Origin of the sequence: Parasphaerochaeta coccoides DSM 17374 (assembly GCF_000208385.1) — a bacterium.
GTDB classification, from domain to species: domain Bacteria; phylum Spirochaetota; class Spirochaetia; order Sphaerochaetales; family Sphaerochaetaceae; genus Parasphaerochaeta; species Parasphaerochaeta coccoides.
Window position 1 is genome coordinate 1,439,501 of sequence record NC_015436.1, and the last position, 13,927, is coordinate 1,453,427.

Below are 13,927 nucleotides of genomic sequence, written 5' to 3' on the forward strand. Positions count from 1 at the left end.
GAGCACCAGTGTCACAGCTCATGTCATCATGCCTTTGCTTTCCTGCCTCCTGAAGCCTTCATCATCATGATGCTGACCAGCAGTACCACAGGGAAGACGATTGCCGCCAGGATGCCCGCCGAAAGATTGTCTCCGAATGAAGCGGATACAAACCCCGCCACGGTCGGGCCGGTCATGCAACCCAAGTCCCCAGCCAGCGCAAGGAAGGCAAAGAGCGCGGTTCCTCCGTTACGGATGGATGCCGAAGCCATGCTGAATGTCCCCGGCCACATGATGCCTACGGACAGACCGCAGAGACCGCATCCCAGCAAGGCAAGAACAGGATACGGGGAAAACGTAATCAGCAGATAGGATGCCACACAAAGCAGTGTACTCCACGCCATGAAACGCTTCAGATTAAAACCGTGGCCGTATTTGCCGTATAGCAGGCGCGACAAACCCATCATGATGGCGAAGAACATTGGCCCGGACAAATCTCCAATCGTCTTGGCAACACCAAGCCCTCGTTCGGCGAAAGTAGAAGACCATTGGCTCACTGCATGCTCACTCGCCCCTGCGCAAAGCATCAGAAGGACAAAATACCAGAAGGTTCGTGTACGGAGAAGTGCTTTCAGGGAAAGACCCGTCTCTCCTTCCGCAATCAGGGGAGCAAGGGGAACACGGGTGAATACCACGGCGTTGACTGCGGGAACCACTGCCCAGACAAGGGCAAGGTACATCCAGTTCCTGATGCCGAAGATGAAAAAGAATATGGTCGAGACAAGCACGACCCCCACATGCCCCCAGCAGTAGAAGGAATGGAGAAGGCTCATTGCCGTCTGTTTGTTGTCCGTCGGACAGGCTTCCACTATGGGACTGATCAGCACTTCCAGCAGACCTCCTCCCACAGCGTAAATCAGGACGGATACCAGAAGACCTGTAAAGGGTGCTGTGAAAAGACCTGGAAGGATGGTCAGGCTCACCAGTCCCGCAAAAGCAAAGACATGTGCCAGCACCGTGCTGACCCGATACCCGATGCGATCGATGAAAAGCGGAGAGACGGCATCGACCAGGAGCTGGAACCCGAAGTTAAGTGTGACCAAAAGAGTAATACTCCCCAGTGGGATGTCATACGTACTCTGGAAGGTCAGGAAAAGAAGCGGGACGAAATTATTGACGATTGCCTGGACGATGTACCCGGTAAAGCAAGCTCTGATGGTACGGTTGTAGTTCAAGGGCATAATATCTCCTGAATCATGCTGATGACACAGTGTAAAGAGTTGCACGGGAAAGGAAATATGTAAAGAACCAGTTAGGGTTTTTGTCAAGAGGAACTTTTTTGGGATGGGAAAAACGCACAAAAAAAGGGCGCAAAACGCGCCTGTGGGCGGCTGTATGCGGTTTTGAGGGCAGGTAGTATAAAACCCTTACATACACGGGAAAAGGGATTTTAGAGCCTGATAAAATCCAATTATTTGAAGATAAGCGCATTCGTACAGCTTGGAATGAGGAAACTGAGGAATGGCTGTTTTCTATCGTTGATGTGGTTGGAGTTTTGACGGAACAACCGACACCGCGAAATACAAGCACCTATTGGGCTGTTATGAAAAAACGTCTTGTTGAGGAAGGCGCAAATCAAGTGCTTACAAATTGTAAGCAGTTGAAGATGACCGCCGCCGATGGAAAAAAACGATTGACCGATGTTGCCGATACAGAACAGCTTTTGCGGATTATTCAATCAATTCCATCGCCCAAGGCTGAACCGTTCAAACTGTGGCTTGCTCGTGTAGGCAGTGAGCGAATTGATGAAACGATTGACCCGGAACTGACAATTGACCGCGCTCTTGAAACCTATCTCAAAAAGGGATATTCCCGCGCTCGTCCGTGTGTGCCGCAAACCCGCGCCATGCCTGTGTTATTGGAGTATTGCCTGTTCCTTTACAATACAATCCTTTGAGCCTCTCTGCCGCGCCTTTTACTCCTTTCACACCTTTCACACCGTGTCGAACGTTTTCTTGAAAACATGCGAAAGGAAATCTTATCATGAATTATTATCATTCGTGATATCAGACCGTTCATCCGCACATCAACCCAACAATCTTTCATCACTTCATGGTCGCAATCATTCTTCTTCTCACGGCTTGAAAAAATCTTGGAAACCCTATATTTGGTTCCCCAGCATTTACCATCCTACGGCTTTTGTTGACGGTAGGGTCACTTCATGGTATTTTACAAACAGCGGCAAAGATTGCGAATACGCAATCTATTTCATTTCAATATAGGAAGAAATCATGAAATTGTTTGATACTCATGCCCATATCGGGCTAATCCAAGAGGACCGGATGGCTCAGCTACTGGCAGTGCAAGTCGCCAAAACAAAAGGCGTCGAACACATTGTCAGCATATGCAACAGCATCGGAGACTTTGATCAAGTATACGGCAATCTCAAGATGCTTCCCAATGTCTATCATGCCGTAGGCGTATCCCCCACTGAGGCCGGGAACCCCGGTTTGGACTGGGAGAACAAACTTGTGGAGAGGATGAGTTGGGAACGGGTCATTGCCGTAGGGGAAACCGGACTGGACTACTACCGCAACAGCGGCGGCCGGAAGACCCAGGTGGAAATGTTGCTTAAGCACCTCGATGTCGCCCGTCGCTTTGGAAAAACCGTCATCATCCATAACCGTGACGCCGGCAAGGACCTTCTGGAGATTCTTCGGGATAAACTGCCTACTTTCGGCGGCATACTGCACTGTTACAGCGAGGACTGGTCCTATGCCATGCAAGCGTTGGATCTGCCTCTTTACTTCTCTTTTGCGGGGAACGTAACCTACCGCGGCGTGTACAACCTCCATGAGACGGTATACAATCTTCCCCTGGAACGCATCCTCATAGAAAGCGAAGCTCCATTCATGGTTCCCGCTGCCTACAAGGGCAAGCGCAATATGCCCGCGTATCTTATTGAGACAGCACAGGCCATAGCGGACATCAAGGAGATGCCCCTTGAGGAAGTCGCTCCTATTCTGTATGAGAACAGCCTCAGGGCATTTCATCTGGATATCACGGCTTGATGGAGCAAAAGTCAAAAGGATTCCTCGCGCATGACACAACAAGGCAAACCACTTTTTCATGATGTGGACATAGGCAATGTCCACGTCTCCGGCAATCTGTTCCTCGCTCCCTTGGCAGGCTTCACCGACCTCACCTTCCGCTCCATATGCAGCTCTCATGGAGCTTCCATAGCTTGTTCCGAGATGGTCAGCGCCGAAGGTCTTGCCCGTGGCAGCGCGGGAACCGAGGAACTTCTTGAACGTTATGAGGGAGAAGAACAGTTCATCATCCAGATTTTCGGCTCAGAGACAAACCAAGTAGAACGTGCCCTTCCCCGTCTCCTGTGCTACAAACCCACGGTGATAGACTTCAACTGCGGCTGTCCTGTGCCCAAGGTGGTGAAAACCGGAGCGGGTTCGGCGCTGATGAAGCATCCACAAACCATATACGCCATGGTCAGAGCGGTAAGGAATCAATGTGATGTACCGGTGAGCGTCAAGTTTCGCCTTGGCTGGGACAAGGATGCCATAAGCTGGAGGGAATTTGCCCAAGCCGCCCTGGAAGGGGGCGCACAGATGCTGACCATGCATGCCCGAACCCGTAGCCAAGGCTATTCCGGTGTAGCCGATTGGTCCCGGATTGCCGCTCTGGTGGATATGGTGAAACAAATGTCTCCCAATGTTCCGGTCTTTGGTTCGGGCGATGTCTTCACACCCCATGATGCCCAGCATATGCTAGAAGAAACCGGTGTTGACGGCGTGATGTTCGCCCGCGGAGCCATTGGCAATCCTTTTATCTTTGAGAGGACAAAAGCTCTCTTGCTTTCCGGACAGGAACCGGAAGCCGTACCGCTGGAAACAATCATCGGAACCATCATGCGGCATCTCACGCTCCTTGCTGAACGCAAGGGGGAAGAAGCCGCCTGCCGTCAGATGCGCGGCCATGCTGGTTCCTATCTCAAAGGCTTGCCAGGCAGTTCCCGTATCCGCGGCTTAATCACGCAGGCTACTACGGTAGAAGACTACCGGAAGGCGCTGGATAGCATGGAACACGCATGCCAAGGAGACAGTCACAATGCTTAATGGAATTTATTCAAAACATCATATGCTGACACTAGCCGGAGGCTCTCTTTCTGTTTATGAGGCAGGGGATGAACACATCCTTCCCGTATTGCTTATCCATGGAACCATGTATTCAGAATATAACTTTCATTTATAGGTTGGTAGTTGAATCATATCACTTCTGTTGACCTGCTAGGCGTAAGCGTGATAACTTTCTGCCCGTAAGAGGTGGGTATAGATGAGAGTACTGGTGCTTGGTTCCGGGGCCAAGGATCATGCGGTTGCATGGTGGTTCTCCCAAAGCAGGTTTATTAACGGTCTGTTCGTTGCGCCGGGAAACTTGGGAACCGAGTCAATCGCGGTCAATTTGAGTTCCGTGGATCCCTCATCTCCTGAACAGGTGTACGATGCCTGTGTTGCCCATAGCATTGATTTTGTGTTCGTCGGAACCGAAAGTCCGCTTTTCACTGGTGTGATCGATTACCTCAATGAACGGGGAATAGCTACCTTCGGAGCCCCCCGCAAGGCTCTTAAACTAGAAGGCGACAGACGTTTCGCCCGCGAATTCACCCATCGCTATGGCATCCCCACACCAAGTTATTATGTCTTCGAGGATGAAAAAACCTTTGCTGACTTCATAGAGCGACATCCCGGCAAGCGTTTCGTCATCAAACGCAACGCGCTCTCCCCCAGCCGCGTGATGTTAAACAGCGACGATCCGGCTTCCCTCCTTGCCTTCGCCCGCCCGTTACTGGTAAATGACGCCATTCTGGTGGAGGATTACCGCATCGGCATGGCTGTGACGCTCAGCGTCCTGATGGACAACAAAGGCTTCCTTGCCCTGCCTGCCTGCTCCGACTATATGAAGACAGGAACTGGTTCGACCGGGCTGCCCACGGGAGGAATGGGATCCATCTGTCCCGTCCCCTTGAAGGATTGCGTGCGCAATACCATCATGGACAGCATCGTCCTGCCGACGCTCCATGGCCTGAAAACCGAAGGGCTTGCTTACAAGGGAGTCCTCACTTTCAGCCTGATTGACACACCGGAAGACGGTCCTATCTTGGTCGACTATCATATCCGCTTCAATGATCCTGCCGCCCAAGCGGGCATTCCTTTGGTCAAGAGCGACCTGGTGGAAATTCTCCAGGCAATGCAGAACGATACGTTGGCCGATTTCAAACTTGAGATATCCCCGCAATGCTCCGTGGCTGTGGTGATCGCCAGCGAAGGCTATCCTACATCTCCGATGACCGGCATGACTGTTGCCGATGTACCCGTGGTGGTTCGCAACAATAAACTGGCTTCCACTCCGCGAGTGTTCTGCGGAGCTGTCCAACACATCGACGGCAAGCCTATAACCACCGGAGGACGTAATATCACCGTGGTGGGTGTTGAGGATACGATAGCCGATGCAAACCATAAGGCATATGAGATTGTCCATCTGATTCGCTTCCCTGGCGCATGGTATCGTTCTGACATCGGCAACAAATTCTTCCAGCAGTAAAATCTTTGACCTTATGGTCGTATCCTGTAGTCATAGTATTCAGTACCAGAATTGACATCTTCAAGCGTAAAATAGTTAATAAGTATTATATGTTTTCCTCGAAAAATCGTATTTTCGGGTAATACCTCAACGACCATAACCAGACCTACACTGTCCCAGCCATCAGCCATACATGGTCGATGGCTTATGTCGTCTTCTCAAAGAAAATGAGGAAAACAACCATGAGAGAGAATACATTAATTATTACAATTCTTATGAGCATCATGATTCTCTTTGTCGCTCTTGTTTCATGCGAGGGCAAAGTGCGTGTTTCGCACGCCTCCGACGTGCGCTTCTCCACGGAGATAGGACGCAAAGCCTCCGCTGACTCCGGCTGGGAACCCAATGACGAAGTCGGCATCTACATGGTGAATCATGACGCCCTGGCAGCTTCTGCCGCCACGGAGCGTGCCAACCAACCCTACAAGGCTGACATAGCCTCCCGAACCTCCGGCTTCACTCCTGTTGATGTCTCCCACCCCTTGAAGTGGGATGACATCTCCAACCCTGCCACTACACACTTTGACTTCATCGCCTACTATCCCTATGCATCATCCATCAATGACACCACCGCCCTGCCCATTAATGTCTATCCGGCTGGTACTGGGGAACAGGACCCCGGGACGGCTGACTTCCTGTGGGGGCATAGCAAGACCGTGAGCACATACGCTGGCGGTGTCCAGAACAATACGTCAACGGTACGGCTGAAACTTGACCACGCTCTTTCTCGCCTGATTGTCAACCTTGGGCCAAGTACCACCGTTGACGCCACGGCTATCAATGCTGCCGCTGGTGGATTCACCGTCACGGTCACAGGCACAAGCACACAAGCCACGATCAATCTTGATACTGGAGCCGTATCTGTTCCAGGCAATGGTGCGCCTATCCGCATGAAGGACATTTCCGCCGACACGCTTACCGCCACGGAAAGAGCCGCGGGAAAGCGCCGGTTTGAGGTTGTATTGATACCTACGGCTCACTCCTCTGCTTTATTGAATGCCCTGGAACTGGAGTTTGTCCTGACTGATGGTAGTGGCACTGATACTGCATACACATGGAAAGCGACGTCCGTAGCGGACAAAGATAAACACCTGATTCACTTTGACGCGGGCAAACAGCATATCTACACCATGACCCTGAATACGTCTGACGATGTGGTCGCCGTCGCCGCAATCGAAATTGGAATCGAGGACTGGGACACCGGGGACAGTATAAACACAGACGCGCTCAAGGTGTACTGCCTCTCCTTTGACGGCAATAACGCGACAAGCGGCACTGCTCCGGGAAAGATGTACGCTCATGCCGGAAGTCCGGTCACGGTGCCAGGTTCTGGGACGCTGGATAAAACCGGGCATTATTACTTCGGGGGATGGAATACGACGTCTGACGGCACGGGAGTCCGGTATTCCGCAGGTGACTCCTTCACCATGCCTGCTCATGACGTGACGTTGTATGCACAGTGGCTGGTGAAGGTCAAGACTGTCTCCGCCGGAGGCTCTTCCACGATGATCCTGAAGAAGGACGGCTCGCTCTGGGCGACAGGGAGGAACGAATGGGGCCAACTGGGTGACGGCACTACGACCAACAGAACTACTCCTGTGCGGGTCAAGGCTAGTGCCGATTACAACGACTTCATGACTGATGTCAAGGAAGTCTCCATCGGAACCAATCACACGATGATCCTGAAGACAGACGGCACGCTCTGGGCGGCGGGATACAACAATTCTGGTCAACTGGGTGTCGGTGACAATGACAACAGAAGAACGCCCGTTCAGGTCATGACTGATGTCGAGGCTGTCTCCGCCGGAAGAAATCACACGATGATCCTGAAGAAGGACGGGACGCTTTGGGCGACAGGAGACAACTATAATGGCCAACTGGGTCTAGGTATCAGCGGTTACGGAACCGAAAAAAAAACGCCCATGCAGGTCAAGGCTAGTATCGCTCCCGATGACTTCATGACTGATGTCAAGGAAGTCTCCGCCGGAGGGGATCATACGATGCTCCTGAAGAAGGACGACACGCTCTGGGCGACTGGAGCCAACTATTATGGTGAACTAGGTCTAGACAACAGCGGGTCGGGAACCACCAAAAACACGCCCGTGCAGGTCACATCCATGAATACTGAACCGAGCAATCCTGTCACGGCTTTCTCCGCCGGAGGTTATTACACGATGATTCTGAAGAAGGACGGCACGCTCTGGGCGACTGGACGGAACAACTATGGTCAACTGGGTGACGGCACTACGACCGAGAAAACTACTCCCGTACAGGTCAAGGCTAGTACCGCTGACAACGACTTCATGACTGATGTCGCGGCTGTCTCCGTCGGATACTACCATACGATGATTGTGAAGAAGGACGGCACGCTCTGGGCGACTGGACGGAACAACTATGGCCAACTGGGTGACGGCACTATAGAGAACAGAAACATACCCGTGCAGGTCAAGGGTTCGGGTGGGGTCGGGTTCATGACTGATGTCGCGGCTGTCGCCGCCGGAACCTACCATACGATGATTGTGAAGAAGGACGGCACGCTCTGGGCGACGGGGCGGAACGACTATGGTCAACTGGGTGATGACACTACGACAGACAGAATTACGCCCGTGCAGATTATATTCTGATAGGAATATGAGGATACCAAAACATCCATCGTTTACCAGCCGCCTCCGGACGGCTTTTTATTTTCTCAATAGTAAGCCCAGAGGAACCGTTTTCACACACGGCAAACAGTAACAAAACGCATGACCCGATTCGGACATTGTTTCTGGATAAGTCTGAAAAAGCAACGTATGCCTTGCTGTATGATGAAAAAAGCGGAATCCTCGCAAGAGAGTGAGATTTGCCTTACGTCCCGGATTATCCCGCCAGTATCTTCTCAATCCTTTCCAGTTCGTCATTGCCAAAGTCAAGATTCTTCAAGGCTTCCAGGTTGTCCTTCACTTGAGCCAAACTGCTTGCCCCCACAATGAGACTGCACATGCCCGGCCTACGCAGCGCCCACGAAAGAGCCAGATGGGTCAGACTCTGCCCACGGGTCAGCGCAAAGGATGAAAGGAGATCAATTTTCCGCGCATCGGTGATCGCCACTTTTTCCGGAGTGAGAAAAACGCTGTTCCCGTCCGCCCGGCTTCCGGCAGGGATACCACCAAGGTATTTGCCGGTGAGCAACCCCTGCGCCAGCGGAGAGAAAGCGATGCCTCCCACTCCTTCTTCTTCCAGCACGTCCAGGACGTACTCGTTTTCCCGCGCAAGCATGGAATAACGCATCTGATGTATCAATGGTCGGATTCCTCTCTCCCGAAGACCGGAAATAGCCCTGCGGGTATCATCAGGACCATAATTGGAGATGCCCACATACAAAGCCTTGCCGCTATGTACGGCGTGAGCCAACGCATCAAGGGTTTCATCAAGCGGAGTATCATGGTCGGGACGATGATGATAGAAAATGTCCACGTAGTCCAAACCCATGCGTTTCAAGCTCTGGTCAAGGCTGGAAAGCAGGTACTTCCGGCTTCCCCATTCCCCGTATGGCCCCGGCCACATGCGGTAACCTGCCTTGGTTGAAATGACCAGTTCATCACGATACGCTTTCAAGTCTTGAGAGAGAATCCTCCCAAAATTATCTTCCGCGCTGCCGGGAGGCGGGCCATAGTTGTTGGCAAGGTCGAAATGGGTAATGCCAAGGTCGAAGGCTCCCAGAACCATCTCTTTTCCTTTCTCATATGAAGCACTGTACCCAAAGTTATGCCACAGCCCCAGGGAGATTGCAGGGAGCTGTAGTCCGCTGTCCCCGCACCGGCGGTACACCATGCCGTCATATCTGGTTTCTCTTGCTGTATGACTCATTGCGTCCTCCTTCTGCACAACAGGATAACATGGCACGCGACAGTGAGAAAGAGATAAAACACATGCGGATTCCCGAACTGAACATCGGCCGAACATTGTATCAGAAGAAAAAATCCATCCCGATGAAAATCTCATGCTCAATGCCAGAAGCGGACTTGATGCCCTTGGCATAATCAATGATATCCTTAAGGTTCACCCCCAACGAAGCACGGATTGGAAAACTTGGGAATTTGGAAAGGATGCCTATTCCCTCAACTCCTATAGTGCCCAGCCAGTCATAATCCTCGGTCTTCATTGAAAAAGCATCCATGTTGCTGAAGATGCCCACATCAATGAACGGTGACACATATGTCTTGATGAAGCTCTCCAGAGTGATGAAACGGGTAGTAAAATTGAAGTTTCCTATCAGCGCAAACGTGCGGTCATTTCCCGACGTTCTGACAGTAGAATTCGATTCCAAGATTCCACGCATATTATCCGCAATCGTGATATCCTCGTTTTCAAGAGGCAACAGTTTTCTTGCCGTATCCGAATAATGCCCTACGATTCTCAGGGAAGGATTGAACACTTTGGTCGCAAAAGGAAACCATGTGAACTGAGCTTCGGCAGTCCATCCGGCTTTCCGGGAATCAAGCGGATTCATCAGCTCCGGCTCCGGTATCATGAACCAGTCCATGTCAAACCTCAGTTTCAGGGTACTGCCGGTACGAAAATCGTCATGCCAGTTGATGTCCGAGCGGGAAAGAGTGTTGGAAAAAGAAATGGTCATCCAATATGCAAGAGCATCTTTCCGGGGGATGTTCAGTCGTGAGGCAATGTTCGTTGACCAGCGGAATCCCAGGGGCAAAGAGAACTCCGTTCCCACGTCAGGACCGACTTTGACGCGAGTCGGGATGAAGTCACGATTACCGTCTGAATCGCGCAGGTCAGCGGCTGCGTCCCAGGTCAAAGAAAAAGCAATAGGATGAGAAAGGACTGACAAATCATGCCGACGGATGGTCGTAATTGCAGCGATAGCATCACTGGTCTGTCCGGTCAGGATGATTTCATTGTACCAAGAATGACGGGATCCCCCTATCATGAGCGTCCCCAAATCAGTAATCAGCTTGTATTCGGACACAGTCCACGAGCTGTCATCCTCCCGTGTTCCCTTAATTGAAGGATTGAATCGCAACGTTGCCCCGAAAAAGGGAATCTCCTTCACATTGACATCGAGCTTATACTCCCCATGACTGAACAACCGTCCTGAAAACTCCGTATCCATGTCTACGATAGCAGACCCAAGCTGGAGGTTGTCAAAATCAATCTGGAAAAAGTCCTCTCTCCTGCTCCAATCCCAAAACGTGTCCTTGTCCCGACCTGCCGTCTGGGTTGTGTTCACCACGAAATTGAACTGGGAATACGTACCGAACAGATTCTTTTCACTGCCCTTGACGCCAAAGCGGATGCCATCATCCGTGCTGTACTTGGGATATGGCAGGACAAAGAACGATGACGCATCTCCAACGGTGAACAGCACACCGTAATACGCTATGCTGTCTACGATTTCCGTGAGAGCATGACTGTAGGAAACAGAATTGAAAAGCCGTCGGTTCAACAATGCCTGGCGTTTTCCATCCAAAGCCATAATGAGCGCGTCCTGTGTATCGTAGACAGGCTCCACGGGAGGAACGACATCATGTCGGAGAGACTCCTCTTTCGTTTTCCCAGTAACAGCGAAGGAATATTCAGATATTGAATATCCTATGACGATGAAGGATTTCATGTCCGTGGGAAAAAGCGGTACGGCCACAAGCAATCCTATCAGAAGCACACATAGCCGCAGCTTTCGATCCACCATTATGTCTCACCTTTACAGTACACGCGTACAAGCACAACCCAAAATGCCCCGCCTAATATGCATTCTTGTTCAGGAACCCGCGGAAGAATGTAAGGAGTATAATCTTCACATCGAAAAACAGTCCCCAGTTCTTGATGTAATATAAGTCACATTCTATCCTGCGCTCAAGCGATGTATCGCCACGCCAGCCATTAACCTGCGCCCAGCCAGAAATACCGGCCTTCATGTTGTACCGCAGCCGATAACCGGGAATTTCCTTCTCGAACCTGGCGACCAGCTCAGACCGTTCCGGACGCGGCCCGATAAGACTCATCGAGCCTCCTATCACATTGAAAAGCTGAGGTAATTCATCAATACTTGTCTTGCGGAGGAAAGCCCCGATGGGCGTGATGCGCGGGTCTCCCTTTTTTGTCCAGTGCGCATCACCATTCTCCGGCATATCAGAACGCATCGAACGAAACTTGTACATGGTGAACACCCGACCTTTCCCCGTGACACGCTGCTGTCGGTAGAGAACCTTTCCCGGAGAAGATAGTTTCACCAGCAGGGCGATGAAGCCCAACAACGGCGACAGGACAATGACAGCGCATAGTGACGCAATGAAATCGAAGCCACGTTTTATCGCTCGCTTGAGCAATCCCTGTTCGGTGTGGTTCGGGTAGAGTTCCGGCAACCAGTGGAAATCCACAATCTTGTTGCCAATGTATAAGCCTGGCAATGATGGCAGGAATACGCTCCTCTGTTCCAACAGATTGCTTGCCTGGTTGATTATGATGTCACGTCTGTCCGCGCATATCCTGATGCTAAACCGCAGATAGTCCCTGTATCTGGACATGAATCCTCTCTTGCTCACTGTAGTAAGTACTATGTAGGCACTTTGGTAAAGTATGGAAGGAAGACAGGGGTGTCAAGGCATCCCACACATAAAAAAACGGAAGCCCGCTCTCCCATAAGGAAAACAGAGCTTCCGCGTGATGCATGGTGGATGCACGCTGAACTATGTCATACCGCGCCTGTCCGCGAATCCTTAGAACATATATCCAACGCCCAGCCGTCCCGCCGCATTGTGTCGGTATTCAGGAAGGGCGTTCCATGAAGCATCAAGGCTCAGGCTGATTTTCTTGGAAATATCCCATCTCCAGCCAAGCCCCGCCGTCCAGCCAAAAACATCAGGGTTATAATTCCATCCTGCCTCCACATCATCTTTCGTCGGGAATGATGTCCATATCCCCCCGAAAACGGAAAGATGCATTGTCTTGGACAGCGCAACATTCACTTTGGGAGCCACAGTGAAACCAACGACATGAGCAAAGCGCGCCCATTCAATCTTGCTCCAGTCGGAGCCTCCCGTGGACACGCTTCCCGTAGGATTGGAAGAACCGGCGGCATAGAGATAGGGAGCATAGACAGCGCTCACATCCAGCCCAAGCCCCCAAGGAGTGTTGCCAAACCGAATCAGGTTATCAACGACCAGCCCAAAGGTAGCAAGAGGTTGCAGGCGGTCAAAGTAAATTCCGTTCGCATCGTAAGTGTTATAGATCGAGCCGTCTTTAACCGCATACTGGGCGCCAAGCGACAGTTTCACAATGAAGCGGCGGAGGTTTAGTTGCCCAACAGCGACAGGTTCGGTGACAGGCACGATCGCCGCAGGAAGCAGTTCCACAGGTCCGGGAACGCCTAAGTCCTTCCAGGCGACATCACTCCAGATGACGCCGTCATAACTCTGTTCAAGGTAGAAACGTCTCTGCCCCACATCGGAATCAATGGAAAATGATGTGACGGAAGCATCCACGACAGTCCATTCTCCATCCATGGTGTCAAGCTGGTAGCGGAAGGATGTGACTTCAGGATCATTGATCACCCAACGCCATGTGTACGTATAGGCAAGAGGCGATGAGGCAAAAGCCAAAGCCGTACCAACGACAAGGAGCACGAGGGCGAGAACGATTGTCTTTGTTCGAATAGCACTCATTTTTCATTCCTTCTGGGCGGCATGCCCACCCGAATCACAATGATTCTCCCAAGATGGCGGAATCCAGCATTTGCGTGGAGACCGCGTTCCGGTTTAAAAGTCCAATGTCAGGGAACCAACGCACACGGAGCATCCGTGCCAAATCCCCCGAAGAACCATAGGGAAGCTACGTCCTTTACATATTTCATCATAATATTGCGGTTGTGTCACGTAATGATTATCAACAGCAGAGATTAATATATCATATAAAGAAATCCATGTCCAAAAAGACAAGGAATGTGTCAGTGTCCTTCTACACAACTAAGGTCATGATTGGCTACGAACAGAAGTCCGCCCCAGGAGACTACCTACAGGAATACAACCGGGCATGGGAGACAATCAGGCACATTGAATAAAGTTTCTGGTTTTTCCCGAACAGCGGAACAGGGAGCGATCTTAAAGCAAGTCTTGCAGCTTTACCCTTTCCCCATAGCTTTCGTTTCCTTACGTTTTACACGCTTAAAAACGAATCAACAACCACTATTAACATCTAAAATCACCAAATAACCCGAAAGTATTATATGGTTTTCTCTGCTTTTTATGCAAAATCATACCTTTGGGTAATAGCTTTCTGCTATCACCACGTTTAT

11 protein-coding genes are annotated in these 13,927 nt (G+C 51.1%); 6 read left to right on the forward strand and 5 right to left on the reverse strand.

From position 1 onward, the window contains the following. Nucleotides 1-26: 26 nt before the first annotated feature. Entirely contained in the window at nucleotides 27-1,220 is a 1,194-nt protein-coding gene (locus SPICO_RS06355) for an MFS transporter (protein WP_013739846.1), read from the reverse strand. Between the two features lie 248 nt (nucleotides 1,221-1,468). Here SPICO_RS06355 and SPICO_RS06360 point away from each other — a divergent pair, with 248 nt between their 5' ends. The 5 genes from SPICO_RS06360 to SPICO_RS09855 all read left to right on the forward strand — a co-directional run bounded on the left by SPICO_RS06360 (nucleotide 1,469) and on the right by SPICO_RS09855 (nucleotide 8,261). Continuing rightward, the gene (locus tag SPICO_RS06360) at nucleotides 1,469-1,936 is read left to right on the forward strand and encodes a BRO family protein (protein WP_281047936.1); all 468 of its coding nucleotides are present in this window, start codon (nucleotides 1,469-1,471) and stop codon (nucleotides 1,934-1,936) included. A gap of 334 nt (nucleotides 1,937-2,270) precedes the next feature. Next, on the forward strand, nucleotides 2,271-3,050 hold the full coding sequence (locus SPICO_RS06365) for a TatD family hydrolase (RefSeq protein ID WP_013739847.1): 780 nt from the start codon (nucleotides 2,271-2,273) through the stop codon (nucleotides 3,048-3,050). Between the two features lie 30 nt (nucleotides 3,051-3,080). Further along, nucleotides 3,081-4,112, forward strand: coding sequence for a tRNA dihydrouridine synthase DusB (dusB, locus tag SPICO_RS06370; protein WP_013739848.1), 1,032 nt, complete (start codon nucleotides 3,081-3,083; stop codon nucleotides 4,110-4,112). A 217-nt stretch (nucleotides 4,113-4,329) separates the two neighbouring features. Further along, nucleotides 4,330-5,598 (forward strand): phosphoribosylamine--glycine ligase, encoded by a 1,269-nt coding sequence (gene purD / locus SPICO_RS06375; RefSeq protein ID WP_013739850.1) that lies wholly within the window; start codon nucleotides 4,330-4,332, stop codon nucleotides 5,596-5,598. Nucleotides 5,599-5,819: 221 nt separating this feature from the next. Beyond that, nucleotides 5,820-8,261 carry an RCC1 domain-containing protein gene (locus SPICO_RS09855; protein ID WP_013739851.1) on the forward strand — a complete coding sequence of 814 codons (2,442 nt, stop codon included), beginning with the start codon at nucleotides 5,820-5,822 and terminating at the stop codon, nucleotides 8,259-8,261. Nucleotides 8,262-8,496: 235 nt separating this feature from the next. Here the strand turns inward: SPICO_RS09855 and SPICO_RS06385 are convergent, their stop codons facing one another. From SPICO_RS06385 to SPICO_RS06400, 4 genes are all read right to left on the reverse strand, one after another. Then, nucleotides 8,497-9,486, reverse strand: coding sequence for an aldo/keto reductase (locus SPICO_RS06385; protein WP_013739852.1), 990 nt, complete (start codon nucleotides 9,484-9,486; stop codon nucleotides 8,497-8,499). 100 nt (nucleotides 9,487-9,586) lie between these two features. Then, on the reverse strand, nucleotides 9,587-11,326 hold the full coding sequence (locus SPICO_RS06390; protein WP_013739853.1) for a hypothetical protein: 1,740 nt from the start codon (nucleotides 11,324-11,326) through the stop codon (nucleotides 9,587-9,589). Between the two features lie 52 nt (nucleotides 11,327-11,378). After that, entirely contained in the window at nucleotides 11,379-12,161 is a 783-nt protein-coding gene (locus SPICO_RS06395) for an exopolysaccharide biosynthesis polyprenyl glycosylphosphotransferase (RefSeq protein ID WP_013739854.1), read from the reverse strand. A 192-nt stretch (nucleotides 12,162-12,353) separates the two neighbouring features. Further along, on the reverse strand, nucleotides 12,354-13,298 hold the full coding sequence (locus SPICO_RS06400; protein ID WP_013739855.1) for a hypothetical protein: 945 nt from the start codon (nucleotides 13,296-13,298) through the stop codon (nucleotides 12,354-12,356). Nucleotides 13,299-13,555: 257 nt separating this feature from the next. Here SPICO_RS06400 and SPICO_RS10295 point away from each other — a divergent pair, with 257 nt between their 5' ends. Next, nucleotides 13,556-13,693, forward strand: a complete 138-nt coding sequence (locus SPICO_RS10295; RefSeq protein ID WP_174260337.1) for a hypothetical protein — start codon at nucleotides 13,556-13,558, stop codon at nucleotides 13,691-13,693. Nucleotides 13,694-13,927 lie beyond the last annotated feature (234 nt).

Excerpts from the sequence above, each read along its gene's own strand:
- SPICO_RS06355 (WP_013739846.1), bottom strand. The coding sequence starts at position 1,220 with ATGCCCTTGAACTACAACCGTACCATCAGAGCTTGCTTTACCGGGTAC.
- SPICO_RS06365 (WP_013739847.1), top strand. The coding sequence starts at position 2,271 with ATGAAATTGTTTGATACTCATGCCCATATCGGGCTAATCCAAGAGGAC.
- dusB (WP_013739848.1), top strand. The coding sequence starts at position 3,081 with ATGACACAACAAGGCAAACCACTTTTTCATGATGTGGACATAGGCAAT.
- purD (WP_013739850.1), top strand. The coding sequence starts at position 4,330 with ATGAGAGTACTGGTGCTTGGTTCCGGGGCCAAGGATCATGCGGTTGCA.
- SPICO_RS09855 (WP_013739851.1), top strand. The coding sequence starts at position 5,820 with ATGAGAGAGAATACATTAATTATTACAATTCTTATGAGCATCATGATT.
- SPICO_RS06385 (WP_013739852.1), bottom strand. The coding sequence starts at position 9,486 with ATGAGTCATACAGCAAGAGAAACCAGATATGACGGCATGGTGTACCGC.
- SPICO_RS06390 (WP_013739853.1), bottom strand. The coding sequence starts at position 11,326 with ATGGTGGATCGAAAGCTGCGGCTATGTGTGCTTCTGATAGGATTGCTT.
- SPICO_RS06395 (WP_013739854.1), bottom strand. The coding sequence starts at position 12,161 with ATGTCCAGATACAGGGACTATCTGCGGTTTAGCATCAGGATATGCGCG.
- SPICO_RS06400 (WP_013739855.1), bottom strand. The coding sequence starts at position 13,298 with ATGAGTGCTATTCGAACAAAGACAATCGTTCTCGCCCTCGTGCTCCTT.
- SPICO_RS10295 (WP_174260337.1), top strand. The coding sequence starts at position 13,556 with ATGTCCAAAAAGACAAGGAATGTGTCAGTGTCCTTCTACACAACTAAG.